Source organism: Amycolatopsis sp. NPDC051372 (assembly GCF_040682095.1).
Classification (GTDB): Bacteria; Actinomycetota; Actinomycetes; order Mycobacteriales; family Pseudonocardiaceae; genus Amycolatopsis.
In genome coordinates this window covers 16982-32243 of sequence record NZ_JBFBAF010000009.1, presented here as the reverse complement: position 1 = coordinate 32243, position 15262 = coordinate 16982, and the positions used below count along the sequence as shown (strand labels likewise).

Annotated in this window: 12 protein-coding genes; 6 read left to right on the top strand and 6 right to left on the bottom strand. The window is 68.7% G+C overall.

What is annotated here, in order from left to right; genetic code table 11:
• The first annotated feature begins 123 nt into the window (after positions 1-123).
• The 4 genes from AB0M56_RS15535 (at position 124) to AB0M56_RS15520 (ending at position 3963) form a co-directional block, all read left to right on the top strand.
• Positions 124-384, top strand: coding sequence for a hypothetical protein (locus AB0M56_RS15535; protein ID WP_364175807.1), 261 nt, complete (start codon positions 124-126; stop codon positions 382-384).
• Between the two features lie 46 nt (positions 385-430).
• Positions 431-1855 (top strand): type I glutamate--ammonia ligase, encoded by a 1425-nt coding sequence (glnA, locus tag AB0M56_RS15530; protein ID WP_364175805.1) that lies wholly within the window; start codon positions 431-433, stop codon positions 1853-1855.
• Positions 1856-2206: 351 nt separating this feature from the next.
• The gene (locus AB0M56_RS15525) at positions 2207-2899 is read left to right on the top strand and encodes a gamma carbonic anhydrase family protein (RefSeq protein ID WP_364175803.1); all 693 of its coding nucleotides are present in this window, start codon (positions 2207-2209) and stop codon (positions 2897-2899) included.
• Positions 2900-3021: 122 nt separating this feature from the next.
• The gene (locus AB0M56_RS15520) at positions 3022-3963 is read left to right on the top strand and encodes a trypsin-like peptidase domain-containing protein (RefSeq protein ID WP_364175801.1); all 942 of its coding nucleotides are present in this window, start codon (positions 3022-3024) and stop codon (positions 3961-3963) included.
• Between the two features lie 628 nt (positions 3964-4591).
• Here AB0M56_RS15520 and AB0M56_RS15515 read toward each other — a convergent pair.
• On the bottom strand, positions 4592-6754 hold the full coding sequence (locus AB0M56_RS15515) for an alkaline phosphatase family protein (RefSeq protein WP_364175798.1): 2163 nt from the start codon (positions 6752-6754) through the stop codon (positions 4592-4594).
• A 242-nt stretch (positions 6755-6996) separates the two neighbouring features.
• Here AB0M56_RS15515 and AB0M56_RS15510 point away from each other — a divergent pair, with 242 nt between their 5' ends.
• Entirely contained in the window at positions 6997-8139 is a 1143-nt protein-coding gene (locus AB0M56_RS15510) for an EfeM/EfeO family lipoprotein (RefSeq protein WP_364175796.1), read from the top strand.
• Entirely contained in the window at positions 8132-9301 is a 1170-nt protein-coding gene (locus AB0M56_RS15505) for a Dyp-type peroxidase (protein WP_364175793.1), read from the top strand. The genes AB0M56_RS15510 and AB0M56_RS15505 overlap by 8 nt, the downstream gene beginning before the upstream one ends.
• Positions 9302-9906: 605 nt before the next feature.
• Here the strand turns inward: AB0M56_RS15505 and AB0M56_RS15500 are convergent.
• From AB0M56_RS15500 to AB0M56_RS15480, 5 genes are read right to left on the bottom strand one after another with little or no spacing between them, the layout of a single operon-like run.
• Positions 9907-10794: a Gfo/Idh/MocA family oxidoreductase gene (locus tag AB0M56_RS15500; RefSeq protein WP_364175790.1), complete on the bottom strand. Its 888-nt coding sequence runs from the start codon at positions 10792-10794 to the stop codon at positions 9907-9909.
• Positions 10791-11945, bottom strand: coding sequence for an ROK family transcriptional regulator (locus tag AB0M56_RS15495; protein WP_364176409.1), 1155 nt, complete (start codon positions 11943-11945; stop codon positions 10791-10793). The genes AB0M56_RS15500 and AB0M56_RS15495 overlap by 4 nt, the downstream gene beginning before the upstream one ends.
• Before the next feature lie 27 nt (positions 11946-11972).
• Entirely contained in the window at positions 11973-12830 is an 858-nt protein-coding gene (locus AB0M56_RS15490; RefSeq protein WP_364175787.1) for a carbohydrate ABC transporter permease, read from the bottom strand.
• Positions 12831-12835: 5 nt separating this feature from the next.
• Entirely contained in the window at positions 12836-13837 is a 1002-nt protein-coding gene (locus AB0M56_RS15485) for a sugar ABC transporter permease (RefSeq protein WP_364175784.1), read from the bottom strand.
• Between the two features lie 10 nt (positions 13838-13847).
• The gene (locus AB0M56_RS15480; protein ID WP_364175781.1) at positions 13848-15260 is read right to left on the bottom strand and encodes an extracellular solute-binding protein; all 1413 of its coding nucleotides are present in this window, start codon (positions 15258-15260) and stop codon (positions 13848-13850) included.
• Positions 15261-15262: the final 2 nt, after the last annotated feature.

Genomic DNA, 15262 nt, shown 5'->3' with positions numbered 1-15262 from the left:
AATCTCAACCTCCAGCGCACTTGCGCCGGCGGTGGGGCTCACCGGACCCGAACCGCGGTCTCGGCCGCCAACAGTCCCTCCCTGTTTCACGATCCCAGCGATCACAGGTTGGGGTGCGGGCCCGTGAAACTCTGGATGCTGCTCGGCGGCCCACTCGGAACGGCCCTCCTCACCGGCGCGGCCTTGCTCGGCATTCGGGGCCACAGCCCACTCGCTGCCGCCGGCATCGGGTTCCCCAGCGCGCTCACGTCCGGTTGCCTGTTGGGCGGCGCGACCACCACCGTCTTGCGGAAAGGCATCACAGAGCGCACCGTTATCCCCACCTTCACCGACGCCGTGCCCGGGTTCGGCGCCGCCGCGATCGGTGTCGCCCTGGTGTCTTGAGCTCGCCGCAATCCGTCCTCGATACTCGCGAAGGAGACCGGAGAACATGTTCACCAACGCCGATGAGATCCTCCGTTTCGTCGCCGATGAGGACGTCCAGTTCATCGACGTCCAGTTCTGCGACCTGCCCGGCATCATGCAGCATTTCACCGTCCCGGCCGCCTCCTTCGACGCGGACTCTTTCACCGAAGGGCTCGCCTTCGACGGCTCCTCGGTCCGCGGGTTCCAGTCCATTCACGAGTCGGACATGCTGCTGCTTCCCGACCCGGTCACCGCCCGCGTCGACCCGTTCCGCACCCACAAGACCCTCGCGATGAACTTCTTCGTGCACGACCCGTTCACTCGCGAGGCGTACAGCCGCGACCCGCGCAACATCGCCCGAAAGGCCGAGCAGTACATCACGGAATCCAGCATCGCGGACCGCGCGTTCTTCGGGCCGGAGGCCGAGTTCTACATCTTCGACTCCGTCCGGTTCGATTTCGCGGAGAACGGCGCCTTCCACGAAGTCGACTCGATCGAGGGCTGGTGGAACACCGGCGCCGACGAAGCCGGCGGAAACCAGGGATACAAGACGCCGTACAAGGGCGGGTACTTCCCGGTCCCACCCCGTGATCACTTCGCCGACCTGCGCGATGAGATCGTGCGCAACCTGGCCGGCGTCGGAATCGAGGTGGAGAAGGCCCACCACGAGGTCGGCAGCGGCGGCCAGGCCGAGGTCAACTACAAGTTCAACACTCTCCTGCACGCCGCGGACGACCTGCAGCTGTTCAAGTTCATCGTGAAGAACACCGCGTGGGCGGCCGGCAAGACCGTCACTTTCATGCCCAAACCGCTCTTCGGCGACAACGGCTCCGGCATGCATTGCCACCAATCGCTGTGGGACGAGAACGGGCCCCTGTTCTACGACGAGACCGGTTACGGCGGCCTGTCCGATATCGGGCGCCACTACGTCGGCGGCATTCTGCACCACGCGCCGAGCCTGCTCGCTTTCACGAATCCGACGGTGAATTCCTACCACCGCCTCGTCCCGGGCTACGAGGCACCGATCAACCTCGTGTATTCCCAGCGCAACCGCTCCGCCTGCGTCCGAATCCCGATCACCGGCAGCAGTCCCCAGGCCAAGCGCATCGAGTTCCGTTGCCCCGACTCCTCCGGCAATCCCTACCTCGCGTTCGCCGCCATGCTGATGGCCGGACTCGACGGGATCCGCAACAAGATCGAGCCGGCGGCGCCGATCGACAAGGACCTCTACGAGCTCCCGCCCGAGGAATCTCGCGATGTCGCCCAAGTTCCAGGATCACTGGAGGCTGTGATCGACCGGTTGGAAACCGACCACGAGTTCCTCCTCAAAGGTGACGTGTTCACCATGGACGTGATCGAGACCTGGATCGACTTCAAACGGGAGCACGAGATCGACCCGCTGCGGTTGCGCCCGCACCCGTTCGAATTCGCCTTGTACTACGACGTGTGAGGGCTGACGACGTCGAACAACCAGGATCCGAATGTGCTCGCGGCCGGTGAAGAACCGTCGGCCCGCGAGGACCCCGCTCTCGCCGCCGCGATTCGACCCGCGGCGTTGCAACTGCGTTCCTGACGTCAGGCTCGGCTGCTGTGGGTTTCGGCGGACTCTCGTTGCGCCGGGCTCGCCCCGGCGGTGTGGTGACTGACGCACGTCCTCGATCTGCATGGAACGCTGGAGCCTTCGCCGGCACATGGCCTGGCCGTGGCTGTAGGTCGGGCGTAGCGTCGTGCTGTGGTGCGGTCCCGGCGCGGCAGCGCTGTTGCCGTCGGTGCCGATCTTCCCCACCGATCGGAGGCCGCGATGACCTTTCCCGAGGACTATCTGCATCCGGTGGGCCGCGGCGCGGTCTTCATCGAACACCAGCATCGGCACCCGCGCGTCGACAAGTCCGTGTACATCGCCCCGACAGCCGTGCTGTGTGGTGACGTGACCGTCGGGCCGCACAGCCGGGTCCTCTTCGGCGCCGTGCTCACCGCGGAGGGAGGGCCGGTCGAGATCGGCGCGCACTGCGTGATCATGGAGCACGCAGTGCTACGAGGCTCCCTGCGCCATCCGGTTCGTCTGGGGGACCACGTCCTGGTTGGGCCGCACGCCCACCTCAGTGGCTGCGTCATCGACGGCAACGCGCGAGTGGCGACCGGAGCGATGATCTACAACGGCGCGCGCATCGGCTCCGGCGCCGATGTCGAGTTCGGGGCCGTGGTGCACGTCAACACCGTGGTGCCGCCGGGAACGGCGGTGCCGATCGGCTGGTTCGCCGGTGGTAACCCGGTCCAGCTGATCCCACCGCAGCAACGGGAACGCATCGCCTCGGTGATGGAACCGCTCGACTACCAGGGAACCGTCTTCGGCGTGACCGAGGCACCGGGCGAGCCGGCGATGACCCGGGTGGCGCAACGCTACGCGCGGGCGCTCGCATTGCACCGCTACGACGAGAACGTCACCCCGGAACTGTTCGGCGAGCCGGACGGTGAGCGGAGGAACCGAGTGTGATCCGGCAGGGTTCCCGATAGCGATACCGTCAGCAGGCCGATGGCAACACCGCCAACGCCGAGGCGCAGTTCGCTGACGGTGAACCACGGAATCGGGCACACGACGAGACGCGTTTGCATGACATGGACAACGACAAGGCGGAGCCCGACGCACTGGACGTCTACTCGGCAATCGTCACTTCCGTCGCCAAGCAGCTCACACCACGCGTCGCGGCATTGACCATCCGGTCCCGCAGCGGGGAATCCGCCGGGTCGGCCGTCGTCCTGACCAGCGAATCCCACCTGATCACCAACTCCCACGTCCTCTCCGGCGGCCACCATGGCACCGCGGAGTTCGCCGACGGCACCGTCGCGCACTTCGACGTCGTGGGACGCGATCCCCTCTCCGACATCGCCGTGATCCGCGCCGACCGGGAAATCCCTGCCCCACCGGACTATGGCGACGCCGACAACCTTCTCGTCGGCTCCCTCGTCGTCGCCGTCGGCAACCCGCTCGGCCTGGCCGGCACCGTCACCGCCGGAGTGGTCAGCGCACTCGGCCGCAGCATTCCGGCCCGCACCCGCACCGCCGCGCGGCTGATCGAGAACGTCATCCAAACCGACGCCGCGCTCAACCCCGGCAACTCCGGCGGCGCGCTGGCCGACAGCCACGGCCGGATCATCGGCATCAGCACCGCGGTCGCCGGCTTCGGCCTCGGACTGGCCGTCCCGATCAACGCCACCACCCACCGGATCATCCACGCACTGATGCACGACGGCCGAGTCCGCCGCGCGTATCTCGGCCTGGTGACCACCCCGGCGCCCCTGACGCCGGCCCAAGCCGAACGATTCGGACAACGCACCGCGTTGCGCATCGTCGAGGTGGTGGACGCCAGCCCCGCCGCGCGCAGCGGACTGAAGCCGGCCGACCTCGTCCTCGCCGTCGACGGAGCCCCGCTCCGCAACGCCCAATCACTCCAGAAACGCCTGTTCTCCGACGCGATCGGCCGGCAGATGGAGGTCACCGTGCTCCGCAACGGCGCCCTCGTCGACGTGATCGCAGTACCCGCCGAGCTCACGGACTGACCGCGGGAGCAGCGGAACCGGATTCGCCGGCCGGGAGGACCACCTTGAGCACGAGCGAGCTGCTGCTCGCTGGGCGGCGGTCTCCGCCGCGGCGGGGCGGGTGGTGTGGGTGGTGCGGCGTTCGGCGCGCTGGGTGGTCTGCGCAGTGCCCGTGGCCGCGCCCCGTCGGCGAACGGCGACTGTACGCACAGTTTCGTCGGCGACCAAAGTATTGATGGTGGACGGTTCGCTTAAGGCGATCGCGTCGGTGACGGTGGGGGAGAAGGTCGCGGACTCCCAGCCCGGCAAACCGGGTCTGGAATCCACCGGTCGGCCGGGTGATCGTGACCCGGACCGACCACGGCTTCGTGGACCTCAAGGTCAAGCCGGGGCGTGTGCGTGCGGTGGCCGGCCGCAGTCGCGGTGGCTGCGGGCGGGAGTGTTCCGGCTGTCGCCGCACCGGCCGCTGACATGTCGGCCCGGAGAAGCGGGGGCCTGCGCGGGAACTCAAGGGGCTGTTCTCCGATTACGCACTACGGGGCCGGTATCGGGCGGTGCGCGCGGACAGAGCGCAAAGCAGCGCGATGTGCCCGCGATCCGGTGGGAACGCGGGCACATCGCGACTAGCTCAAAACGGCGAGCGAAAGGCTCACTTCTCCGCAGCGCGACCGGCGAACCGCTGCATGAAGTCGGCAGACTCCTTTGCAGTGATGATCACGTCGTAGTAGCCGTCCTCGGTCGGCCAGGTGACGATGCTGTGCTTGCCGGCGGGCACCTCGATGGTCGTCTTCCTCCCGGCGAAGTCGTTCGCGGTCAGCGTGTAGGTCACCGACCGGCGGCCGTCGGCGGACAGGGTGAACTGGACAGTCGCGTCGGACGACTTGCCCTGGGCGTGCCCCTTGACCAGCCGAACGTCGACTCGCGGCTGGGCCGAGGTCCGGTCGTTGGCCGGGACGACGGTGCCGGCGAAGGACCGGATGAAGTGGTCGGGCCCGTAGAAGGTGAACGCGTACTTGCCGTTCGTCGCCTTGGTGTCCCAGGTGTACGACTTCGGATGGTGGTTGCCGGCTGTGAGGGGCAGCGCGTCCTGGCCGATGCCGAGCGGCTCGGCGCCGGCCAGCGCGGGCACGTACTTGTCGGCCAGCCCGACCAGGTTGATCGCCTTGCCCGTGGGCCCGCCTTCGACGGTGAAGGTCGCGGTGGCGGACCCGGTGTCGTGGTTCTCGACGAGGACGCCGTTGGGCTGGAACGACAGCGGGCTCCGCTTCGCCTTGCCGGTGATCCGCTGGGTCGGCATGACCTGCGCACCGACGGCCGGCTGGGGCACTGCCGGCAGGCTGGCGTCGGCGACGACCGACTTGAGCAGGTCGGCCGGCTTCGGCAGCTTCGGGAAGGACGTGTCGAAGTTGCCGAAGTCGATCGCCGAGAGCAGGTTGCCGGAGACGCTGCGCCGCCAGTCGTTGATGTTGTTGCAGATGGCCGGCTTGCCGAGGCTCTTGGTCCACTCCTCGATCAGCTGGATCGTCGAGGTGTGGTCGAAGACCTCGGAGTTGACGAAGCCACCACGGGTCCACGGCGAGACCAGCACGAACGGCACGCGACCGCCCATGCCGGGCTTGATCCCGGGCGCGCGCTCGCCGACGGTGCCCACCTCGGGGATCGGCGGCACGACGTGGTCGAAGAAGCCGCCTTCACCGATGCGGTTCGCGTGGTCGGGCTCGTCGTAGTTCAGGATGATCAGCGTCGACTCCCACAGTTCGGGGTTGTCGTGCACCGCCTGGATCACCCGGTCGGTGTAGACCGCGCCGTTGTTCGGGGCGTACGTCGGGTGCTCGGTCCACGCTGCGGGCGCGACGACCCAGGACACCTCGGGGAGGTCGCCCGACTTGCAGTCGGCGATGAAGTCCCCCAGCACGTAGTCGATGTTGGAGGTGTCGTTCTTGATGCCGGCGGGCTGCGTGGTGTGGGCGTGCACCACGCCGCCGCGGGCAAGCAGGCCCTCGCGGGGCATGGTGTTCTGCGGGTTCGCGTTCTTCGGGTCGAACGCCGCGAACGAACGGACCGTGTTGTCGGTGTAGTCACCGAGGAAGTTGTCGTCGGTGTCGTTGTTGACGTAGATCTGCCAGCTGACGCCGGCGTCCTGCAGCGTTTCCGGGTAGGTCTTGAACTTGTAGGCGTAGCCGTAGTCGCCGTTGTTGTTGACGACCGGACCACCCTGGGTGCCGGCCGCGTCGTTGGTGCCGGCCCACATCATGATGCGGTTCGGGCTGGTGCTGGTGTCCAGCGAGCAGAAGTAGTGGTCACCGATGGTGTAAGCCTTGGCGATCGCGTGGTGCCACGGCACGTCGGCTTCCATGAAGTACCGGTTCCGCGCGCTGGTGTTCTGCGCGTTGTACTTCAGGCTGTCACCGTGGTAGGGCAGCAGGTAGCCCTCGGCACGGCTGTTGGGGTCGTAGTAGATCGTCTGGCCGTTCTGCCAGGTCAGCACCTGCTTGTCGCCGAAGCCGCGCGCGCCGGCCAGGTCGAGGGTGCCGAAGTAGTGATCGAACGACCGGTTCTCCTGCATCAGGATCACGACGTGCTTCAAGTCCTTGATCGTGCCCGTGCGGTGCACCGGCTTCGAGCCGGGCTTGCCGTCCGCTGCGGCCACAACCGGGACGGCCGAGTCGGCTGCGGCCTCGGCCGGGGCGGCCGCCAGCCCGCCGGCGGCGACCGCGGCACCCGCGGCTCCCGCGGCCTGGATCAGCCGGCGCCGGGAGATCCGGTTGCGGTCCGCCGTCGGTCTCGTGCCGTCCGAATCGTTCTGCGACATGGGGCTTGTACCTCGGTTCTCGTGGTGGGGAGTCGGCCTGAATCGCCAACCCCGCAAAGTCAACTGCCGCAAGTCTCGGCGCCGCGAGAATCAGGTTGTGAACGTTCCGGGAAGTCTCAGGGCGTCCGCGATTTCGCTCCGTCGGGGTTGCCCGGATAAAACGCAATCGAGTCACCCGCTGTTCACCGGTGCGCAATGGGCGTCATCGAACGCGTTCACGACCGCCACCCAAGCTGGGCTCGGTGAGCATCACGACGGCCTCGGCCGCACCACCCCGGCCGCAGACCGTTGTCCTGGTCGTCGGATCGCCCTACGGCATCGACGACTGGCTCGGCGGACCGGCCGGCCGCTACGACTTCGTGTTCGTCAACAACGAGGGCGCCGGCGCGGAGATCTATCTGGAGGACCCCGCGACTGAGCGGATCTACGTCGAGGTCGAGCACTTCGGCCGCGGCGTCAGCCGCACGGTCACGGCATCGGTGCCGCCCGGAACGTACCGCTGGGTCTGCATCACCGACTACACGATCAAGTACAGCCTGCCGGTCATCGTCACAGGTGACCCGTTGCCCTACGACGTGTACGGGATCATCCCCGTGACTGCGCTGGACCTGCGGATCCCGATCAACGACTACGTCGGCTGGATCACCGGACAGCTGCCCGCGCTCACCCAACAGGTCACACGGCTGCGCGGCGACCTGGAAGCCGGCGATGCGGCGGCCGCCAAACGCGACTGGCTGATCGCCCACCTCACCTACGAGACACTGGGCGGCGCCTACCGGGCGTATGACGAGACCGGCGACGACATCAACGCGGACCCGCCGCGCGGAGTCGCTCCCGCGCGCCTCGCGGACGCGGACTTCACCGGCTTCCGCAAGATCGAGGCGATGCTGTGGGGTGACCGGCCGGCGGCGACGATCGTGCCGCACGTCGACGCGTTGCTCGAGGCGATCGGGCGGCTCACCGACGAGCTGGCGCTGCCGAACGCGATCACGCCGATCGACATGGGCCGGCGGGCTCACGAGATCCTCGAGGATGCCTTGCAGTGGGACCTCAACGGGATCGGCGACGCCGGCAGCCAGACCGAGCTGGCGACCGTGGACGCGAACCTCACCGGGGTCTGGCAGGCGCTGGACCCGCTGCGACCGATCCTGCGCAAGCTTGACCCGTACCTGGACCAGACCGACCAGCAGCTGCGGCTCACCCAGCAGTTGATCCGCAGCCACCTCCACGCCGACGGCTGGGTCGGATTGGCGTCACTGCCCATTCGGCAGCGGGCCGCGCTCAACGCGGCAGTGCAGCACAGCGTCGAATTGCTCTCCCACGCCGCGGTCGTCATCGACCCGCGCAACGCCACCCGCGACCGAGGCCCGATCACCCATGACTGAACGCGACACCGCCGTGCCGGCGAGCCGGCCGTTCGAAGGCACCCACCAGGCCGGCATTCTCGAGCCCCCGCAGCGCACCGCGATCGTCGTCGCGTTCCTCGTGACCGCGGCAGACCGGCCGGCATTGCGGCGGATGTTCCAGACGCTGACGGCGACGATCCGCTACCTGGTCGACGGGGGCGACGCCCCGGCCGGGCGCGGCAGCGACGACGGGCTCGTGTCCACCCCGTACGAGAACGGCATGCTCGGCCCGGGCACGGTGCCCGACGGTCTCACCGTCACGGTCAGTGTCGGTGCGAGCCTGTTCGACGACCGGTTCGGTCTCGCGGGCGTCAAACCGGCCCGGCTACGCGCGATGGACGAGTTCCCGAACGACGCGCTCGACCCCGAGCGCTGCGACGGCGACCTGCTGTTGCAGATCTGCGCCGATCACCCTGACACCGTGCTGCACGCGCTGCGCATCCTGATGCGCACGACCCGGGCCGACCTGCAGGTGCTGTGGCAGATGGAGGGCTTCACCAGCCCGCCGCGGCCGAGTGGGACGCCCCGCAACCTGTTCGGCTTCAAGGACGGCACAGCCAACACGGAGATCCTCGACCATCCCGATCTCATCGATCAACTGGTGTGGACCAAAGCAGGCGGCGACGAACCAGACTGGGTCACCGACGGTTCCTACCACGTGGTCCGCCTGATCCGGATGTTCGTCGAATTCTGGGACCGGATCTCGATCAACGAGCAGCAGCGCATCTTCGGCCGTGACCGCGACACCGGCGCACCGTTGTCCGGCCGCCCGGGCGAACGAGTAGCCGGCCAGGAGGAGTTCCAGCTCCCCAGCTACTTCAGGGACGCGCACGGCAACACCGTGCCGCTGACAGCGCACATCCGGCTCGCCAACCCGCACGACGGCACGGCCGACGACCGACGGATGCTGCGCCGCGGCTTCAACTACAGCGCCGGCATCGAGCGCAACGGGCAGCTCGACATGGGGATGATCTTCATCTGCTTCAACGCCGACCTCGACCGGCAGTTCGTCGCCCTCCAGACGTTGCTCATCGACGAACCACTGGTCGACTACGTCTCACCTTTCGGCGGCGGCTACTTCTTCGCCCTGCCCGGCGTCCGGGATGCCGACGACTGGCTGGCCCGCGGCATGCTCGACTGAACGGTCGCCGGTCGGCTCGGGGAGGGGAATAACCCTGGATGGTCGGACCGGAGACCATTGCGGGTGAAGAACTCCCCAACGGTTCGGCGGTCGATGCCGAACTGGTTGCCCAGCTCATTGACACGTGTGTGTCCGAGGGGCGTGTGGAGCGCGCCGTTCGTGATGCCTCCTGCAACACGCGATCAGGTCGGATCGGGCGGCCGCTTCAAGACGCTCGAGCTCGTCAATGAGCGCTTCCGGTGACCAGACCTTGTCGGAGAACAAGCGCTGATCGCCGAGGTCCGTGGGACGTGGCGGTCCCTGCGTAAGGCGCTGCACGCCGCCAACTTCCGCCGGCGCACGCCGGGCTGGGCCCGTAGCCGTCGCCCCGAGATCGAAGCCTGGGACACGGGCGGCCCGGTCGCGGCGCCGGCGGCGGGCGCCCTCGGAAACGCGACCTGAGCTGACCATCGGCGATCCGAGGCGTGCACGAAACTCGAATGACCTTTTCCCCGTAACCGTTGTGGACGAACGATTTCCCGCTGCGCGTGGTCCACGCGGATGTCGCGATCAGCGATGGCACGGCGCGACCCCAGCGGTGCCGGTGCCGAGCGGATGACCCCGAGTCAGCTCGCGGCGTGAAGGGAGCCGGCTGCTTGAGCGATCAGCTCCTGCAGCCGGACCCCGCGCCGCACGTCGAGCGCCGAAGAGCGGCCCGCGCGGACGGCCGCGGCGAACTCGGCACGCAAGATCGGCCACGCTTCGGTGTGGTCGAGGGCCGCGGTGTCGTAGGTCAGCGCGCCGGCGGGACCGTACAGCTCCACGGTCGTGCGCGGCCGGGCGAGGCCGATCACGCCGGACAACGAGGCCTGGCTGACCGCGCCGGACTCGTGTTCGCAGGTCAGCTCGATCCACTTCGTCGAGTCGCCGGTGGCGCGGATGGCGTGGATGGGGCCGAGCGCGGATTCGAGCAGGTCGAGCACATGGGGGCCGAGGTCGGGCAGCGCGCCGTGTTCGAGGCGCCAGCCGGTGGCCAGGTCGCCGCCGAGGAAGGCGCCGTGCAGGTAGCACGAGCGGGCGCCGACGGTGTCGAACGAGCGCGCCCGGTCGAGGAACTCGCGGGTCGCGGGCAGGTAGCGCTTGGTCAGGACCAGCTGGCTCACGACACCCGCGATCTCGATGGTGTCGGCGAGCTCGCGGGCCGCGGGCAACGTCAGCGCGACCGGTTTCTCCAGCAGCACCGCTTTTCCGGCCCGTGCGGCGCGTCGCGCCAGGTCGGCCTGGACGTCGGGGCGGACCGCGAACGCGACGGCATCGCAGGTGCCGAGCAGCGCGTCGAAGTCGGTCGTCGCGACGGCGCCGTACTTCCCGGCGAGTTCCGCGGCCGCCTCGGCGCGGCGCGCGTACACCGCGGTGAGGGTGGTTTCGGGACCGGCGGCGAAGGTCGGGGCGTGCATGGTGTGGGCCCACGGACCTGCTCCGACCAGCCCGATCCGAAGGGGCGTTTCGGTCACGATGCTCCTTCACGGGCGAGTCGCTCGTCGACGGCGGCGGGGGCGTAGGCGGCGTCCAGCACCATGGCCTGCGCTCCGTGCAGGCCGGCGAGGTCGCCGAGGCTGCTGCTGGTCACCTGCAGGTGCCTCGTCGCACGGGGCAGCGCCTTCTGGTAGATGACCTCCCGGACGCCGGTGACGAAGTGCGTGTCGGCGAGGTCGCCGGCGATGACGAGGACCTCCGGGTTGACCATGCACACGACCGTGGTCAAGACCTCGCCGACGAGCCGGCCGGCTTCCCGCGCGAGCTCGACGGCCTCGGGCCGGCCTGCCGCGAGGTGCTCGGCCAGCTCCCGGCTCGACCGTGTCGGCACCCCGCGTTCGGTGAGCCGGCGCGCGAGCGCGCCACCGCTCGCGACGGCGGCGAGGCAGCCGTGGGAACCGCACATGCAGACCGCGTCATCGTGGCCTGGCAGCCGGATGTGCCCGATGTCGCCGGCGCCGCCGTCGACGCCGCGCAGCAGGCCGCCGTTGAACACCAGCCCGGAGCCGATGCCCGCCGACACCTTGACCAGCACCAGCGGCGACGAGCCCGGGTAGTGCTGGGTGTGCTCGCCCAGCGCCATGATGTTCGCGTCGTTGTCCACGAGCACCGGTACGGACCAGCGGCCGGCCAGGTCGTCGGCGATCGAGTAGCCGTCCCAGCCCGGCATGATCGGCGGCTGGCGTACGGTGCCCGTCGAGAACTCGACCGGCCCGGGCACGCCGACGCCGATGCCGCGCACCTGGCCCGGGGGCCGGCCCGTTCGGTCGAGCAGAGCGCGGAACCGGACATCGAGCGTGTCCAGGACCGGTACCGGGCCCGCCGCGACCTCGAGCTCGATTCGCTCCTCGGCGAGCCGGCACCCGTCGAGGTCGACGACGGCCAGCCGAGCGTCGGCGGTGTCCAGGTCGGCGACGAGCACGACACCTTCGTCGGTGAACTCGAGCAGGACCGACGGCCGGCCGCCGGTCGAGTCCTCGGTGCCGTGGGAGCGCAGGTATCCGCGGTCGAACAACGGCTTGAGGCGCTGCTGCACCGTCGACCGCGACAACCCCGTGTGCTGCTGGAGATCGGCGCGCGTGCGGGCCTTCCCCGTGCGGACCAACCAGAGCAGATAGCCGGAAGACATCGTCACCGGAGCAACTGTAGTGATCTCCTACCCCTTTTCCGCGCCACTGGTCAGGCCTTCGGCGAGCAGCCGTTCCGCCGCGAAGAACAGGATCACGATGGGGATCGTGAGTACGACCGACCCGGCCATCAGCACCGTCTTGGGCACCTCGAGCCCTCCGGCGAGCTGCGACAACCCGAGCGACACCGTCCACTTCGAGCGGTCCTCGACGAGGAACAGCAAAGCGAACAGGAACTCGTTCCACGCGATCATGAAGACGTATAGACCAGTGGCGACGATCGACGGCGCCGCGAGCGGCAGCGTGACCCGCCACATGGTCCCCAGCCGGCCGCAGCCGTCGATCGCGGCGGCTTCTTCGATGCTCTCGGGGATGGTGCTGAGGTAGTTGCGCAGCATGTAGATCGACACAGGCAACGCCTGAGCCACATACACCACGAGCAGCCCCACCAGAGAGTCGCGCAGGCCCGCCTTGCTGAAGATCACGAACAGCGGGATCGCCAGAAGGATAGACGGGAACAGGTAGACGGCCAAGAACAGGAAGTGCACCTGCTTGCGTCCGGCGAAGCGCAGCCGGCTGGCCGCGTAGGCGCCTGGCAGCGACAACGCCAGGGTGACGATGACCGTGCCGACCGCCACGAGCGCCGAGTTGCCGAGCAGGCTCAGCAGCCCGTCGCCGCCGGCGTCCACCGACTTGAGCACGGTGGTGTAGGTCGTGACGGTGAAGTCCGACAGTTTGGGCAGGATGTCGCCCGGGTGCTGCAGCAGGGAGTCCTGCGACCGCACCGAAAGCAGCACCATGTAGTAGAAGGGGAACAGCGTCGCGATCGCCAGCAGCACGATCGTGACCCAGCGCAGCACCCCGAACAGCCGGGTTTCGAACGTCATGCGGTTCACGCGCGATCCTCCGGGGCGAAGAACTTCAGGTAGATGGCCAGGAACACGACCAGCACCGCGGCGAGGACCAGTGCCTGCGCGGCCGCGCCGCCGATGTCGAACTGCGCGGTGAGGAAGTCGTAGACGCGCACGCTCAGCACGTCGGTCCCCGCGCCGCCGCCGGTGAGCAGGTAGACGTCGTCGAACTTGTTGAACGTCAGGATGAACCGCAGCACCGACAGCAGAGCGAGCACGGGGTAGAGCTGCGGCAGCAGGATGTGGCGAAAGCGCTGCGTCGGCGTGGCCCCATCGACGAGCGCGGCCTCTTCCAGCTCCGACGGCACGGCCTGCAGCCGGGCCACGAGGAACAGGAACGTGAAGGGGAAGTAGCGCCAGCCCTCGAACGCGATCACCACCAGCAGCGCCAGCGGCAAGTGCACGTGCCAGCCGAAGAGCGAGATCGTCGAGGACTCCTGGCTGAGGAACGCCACGGGCTTGTCCCAGCCGAACAGGCTCTTGCCCCAGGCGTTGACCACGCCGAACTGGGGGCTGAGCATGATCTCCCAGACGAACGTGGCCGCCACCACCGGCGAGACGTAGGGCAGCAGCATCGCGCTGCGCAGGAATCCCCGTCCGCGGAACGGCTTGCGCAGAGCGAGCGCCGCGATGAGCCCCAGCGCGAGGGAGAGCACCGTGCCGCCAATGGTGTAGACCAGCGTGGTGACGAGCGAGCTCCACATGTCCGGGGAGCCGAGTACCTTCGCGAAGTTCTGCATTGTGAAGCGTCCGAAGATGCCTTCGCGTTGCAGGGTCGCGAGCCGTAGCCGCTGGAAAGCCAGCACGATCGTCCACACCACGGGCAGGACCACGACCACCAGCACGATGATCAGGGTCGGGGAGAGCAGGGCCAGTCCGGCCCTGCTCTCCTGCTGCCGCAGCGTGAGCGCTCGTCGCCGTGGGGGCCGTCCGGACGGCTTCGCGGGGGCGGGCCGGTTCCGTACGGTGTGCGCCGAGGTCATCCGCGTTTCCCTACTTCAGTGATTTCTGGATGTTCTGCACCGCGTCGCTCGCCTGCTTGGCCGCGCCGGCCGGGTCCACGTTGCCGCCGGTCATCGCGCTGACGGCCTTCGGCACGGGCAGCTCGGCCAGCGTCGCACCGGCCAGACCGCCCTGTCCCTGCGTGACGCCCCACTGCTGGAAGGTGTCCAAGCTGTTCTGCAGCGACTGGATCACCTCCGCCGGGTACACCGCGTTGAGCGGCTTCTTGGTGTCGGTGCCGACCTGCAGGCCGGACCACGCCTTCGTGAACTTGCCGGGCTCGTTCGCGGTACCCGTGCGCGCGGGGATCTTGCCCTGCGGTGCGAGGCCGAGCCAGCCGGCGTAGCCCTGGTCGAGCATGTAGCTCACGAACTTCTGGGCGTTCGCCGCGCGGTCGCCCTGCGTCACCACCCACGAGCCGAGCTCGCCGAAGTTCTGCGCGGCCGAGCCGTCGGGGCCCTTGATGGCCGTGACGAACCCGGTGTTCTTCGCGAGGAACTGCGGGTCGGCCTGGCACTGCGGGCAGCTGGGTGCGGCGTCCTTCTGCAGCCCGGCGAGCTGGGGCAGGAGGTAGGAGGACCACACCGTCATCGCGGCCTTGCCGGCGAAGTAGGTCGCGCGCGTCGAGTCGACGTTCTGGGCGCCGGGCACGGAGTAGTTGTGCACCAGGTCGTTGTAGAAGGAGAACGTGTTGACGCACGCCGGGCTGTCGAGCGTCACCTTCCCGCTCTGGTCGACGAGCTGGCAGCCGTTGCCCAGCGCGAAGTCCTCGAACGTCTGCTGCGTGAACGCGTCCCCGGGGTCGGTCGCGATGGAGATGCCCGCGACGCCGCCCGAGTTGAGCTTCTGCGCCGCTTGGCGGATCTTGTCGAACGTGTCGGGCGCGCCCAGGCCGGCCTTGGCGAAGAGGTCCTTGCGGTAGGCGAGCATCTGCGGCCAGCCGTCCGACGGCACCGCCAGCTGCTTGCCTGCGCTGGAGTCCATCTGCAGGGCGCGGGCCGAGAAGGTGCCGGCTCCCAGGTCCTTCACCACCGCCGCCGCGGCGTCGGTGTCGACGAGGTCGTTCACGGCCATCTCGTTGACGCCCGTGAGCGAGAGCCCGCCGACGACGTCGGGCAGGTTGCCCGCGGCCGCGGCGGAGGTGACCAGCTGGCTGAACTGGTCCTCGTCCAGACCGACGATCTTCACTTTCACGCCGGTCTGGGCGGTGAACTGGTCGGCGATCTTCTGTGCCGCGGCGACCCGGTCTGACTGGTTCTCCATGCTCCAGACCGTCAGCGTGCCATCGCCGCTGTCGTCGGAACCGGAGCCGCAGGCGGTCAGCGCGCCACCGGCCATCACCACGGCCGCCAGTGCGGCGGCCGATCGGACCGGGACTCTCGACCGTCCTCGTGCTGAAGACATCG

Bases quoted from the DNA above. Each gene is read 5' to 3' on its own strand.
- AB0M56_RS15515 (WP_364175798.1), bottom strand. From the start codon at position 6,754: ATGTCGCAGAACGATTCGGACGGCACGAGACCGACGGCGGACCGCAAC.
- AB0M56_RS15495 (WP_364176409.1), bottom strand. From the start codon at position 11,945: ATGTCTTCCGGCTATCTGCTCTGGTTGGTCCGCACGGGGAAGGCCCGC.
- AB0M56_RS15520 (WP_364175801.1), top strand. From the start codon at position 3,022: ATGGACAACGACAAGGCGGAGCCCGACGCACTGGACGTCTACTCGGCA.
- AB0M56_RS15485 (WP_364175784.1), bottom strand. From the start codon at position 13,837: ATGACCTCGGCGCACACCGTACGGAACCGGCCCGCCCCCGCGAAGCCG.
- AB0M56_RS15525 (WP_364175803.1), top strand. From the start codon at position 2,207: ATGACCTTTCCCGAGGACTATCTGCATCCGGTGGGCCGCGGCGCGGTC.
- glnA (WP_364175805.1), top strand. From the start codon at position 431: ATGTTCACCAACGCCGATGAGATCCTCCGTTTCGTCGCCGATGAGGAC.
- AB0M56_RS15505 (WP_364175793.1), top strand. From the start codon at position 8,132: ATGACTGAACGCGACACCGCCGTGCCGGCGAGCCGGCCGTTCGAAGGC.
- AB0M56_RS15480 (WP_364175781.1), bottom strand. From the start codon at position 15,260: ATGTCTTCAGCACGAGGACGGTCGAGAGTCCCGGTCCGATCGGCCGCC.
- AB0M56_RS15490 (WP_364175787.1), bottom strand. From the start codon at position 12,830: ATGACGTTCGAAACCCGGCTGTTCGGGGTGCTGCGCTGGGTCACGATC.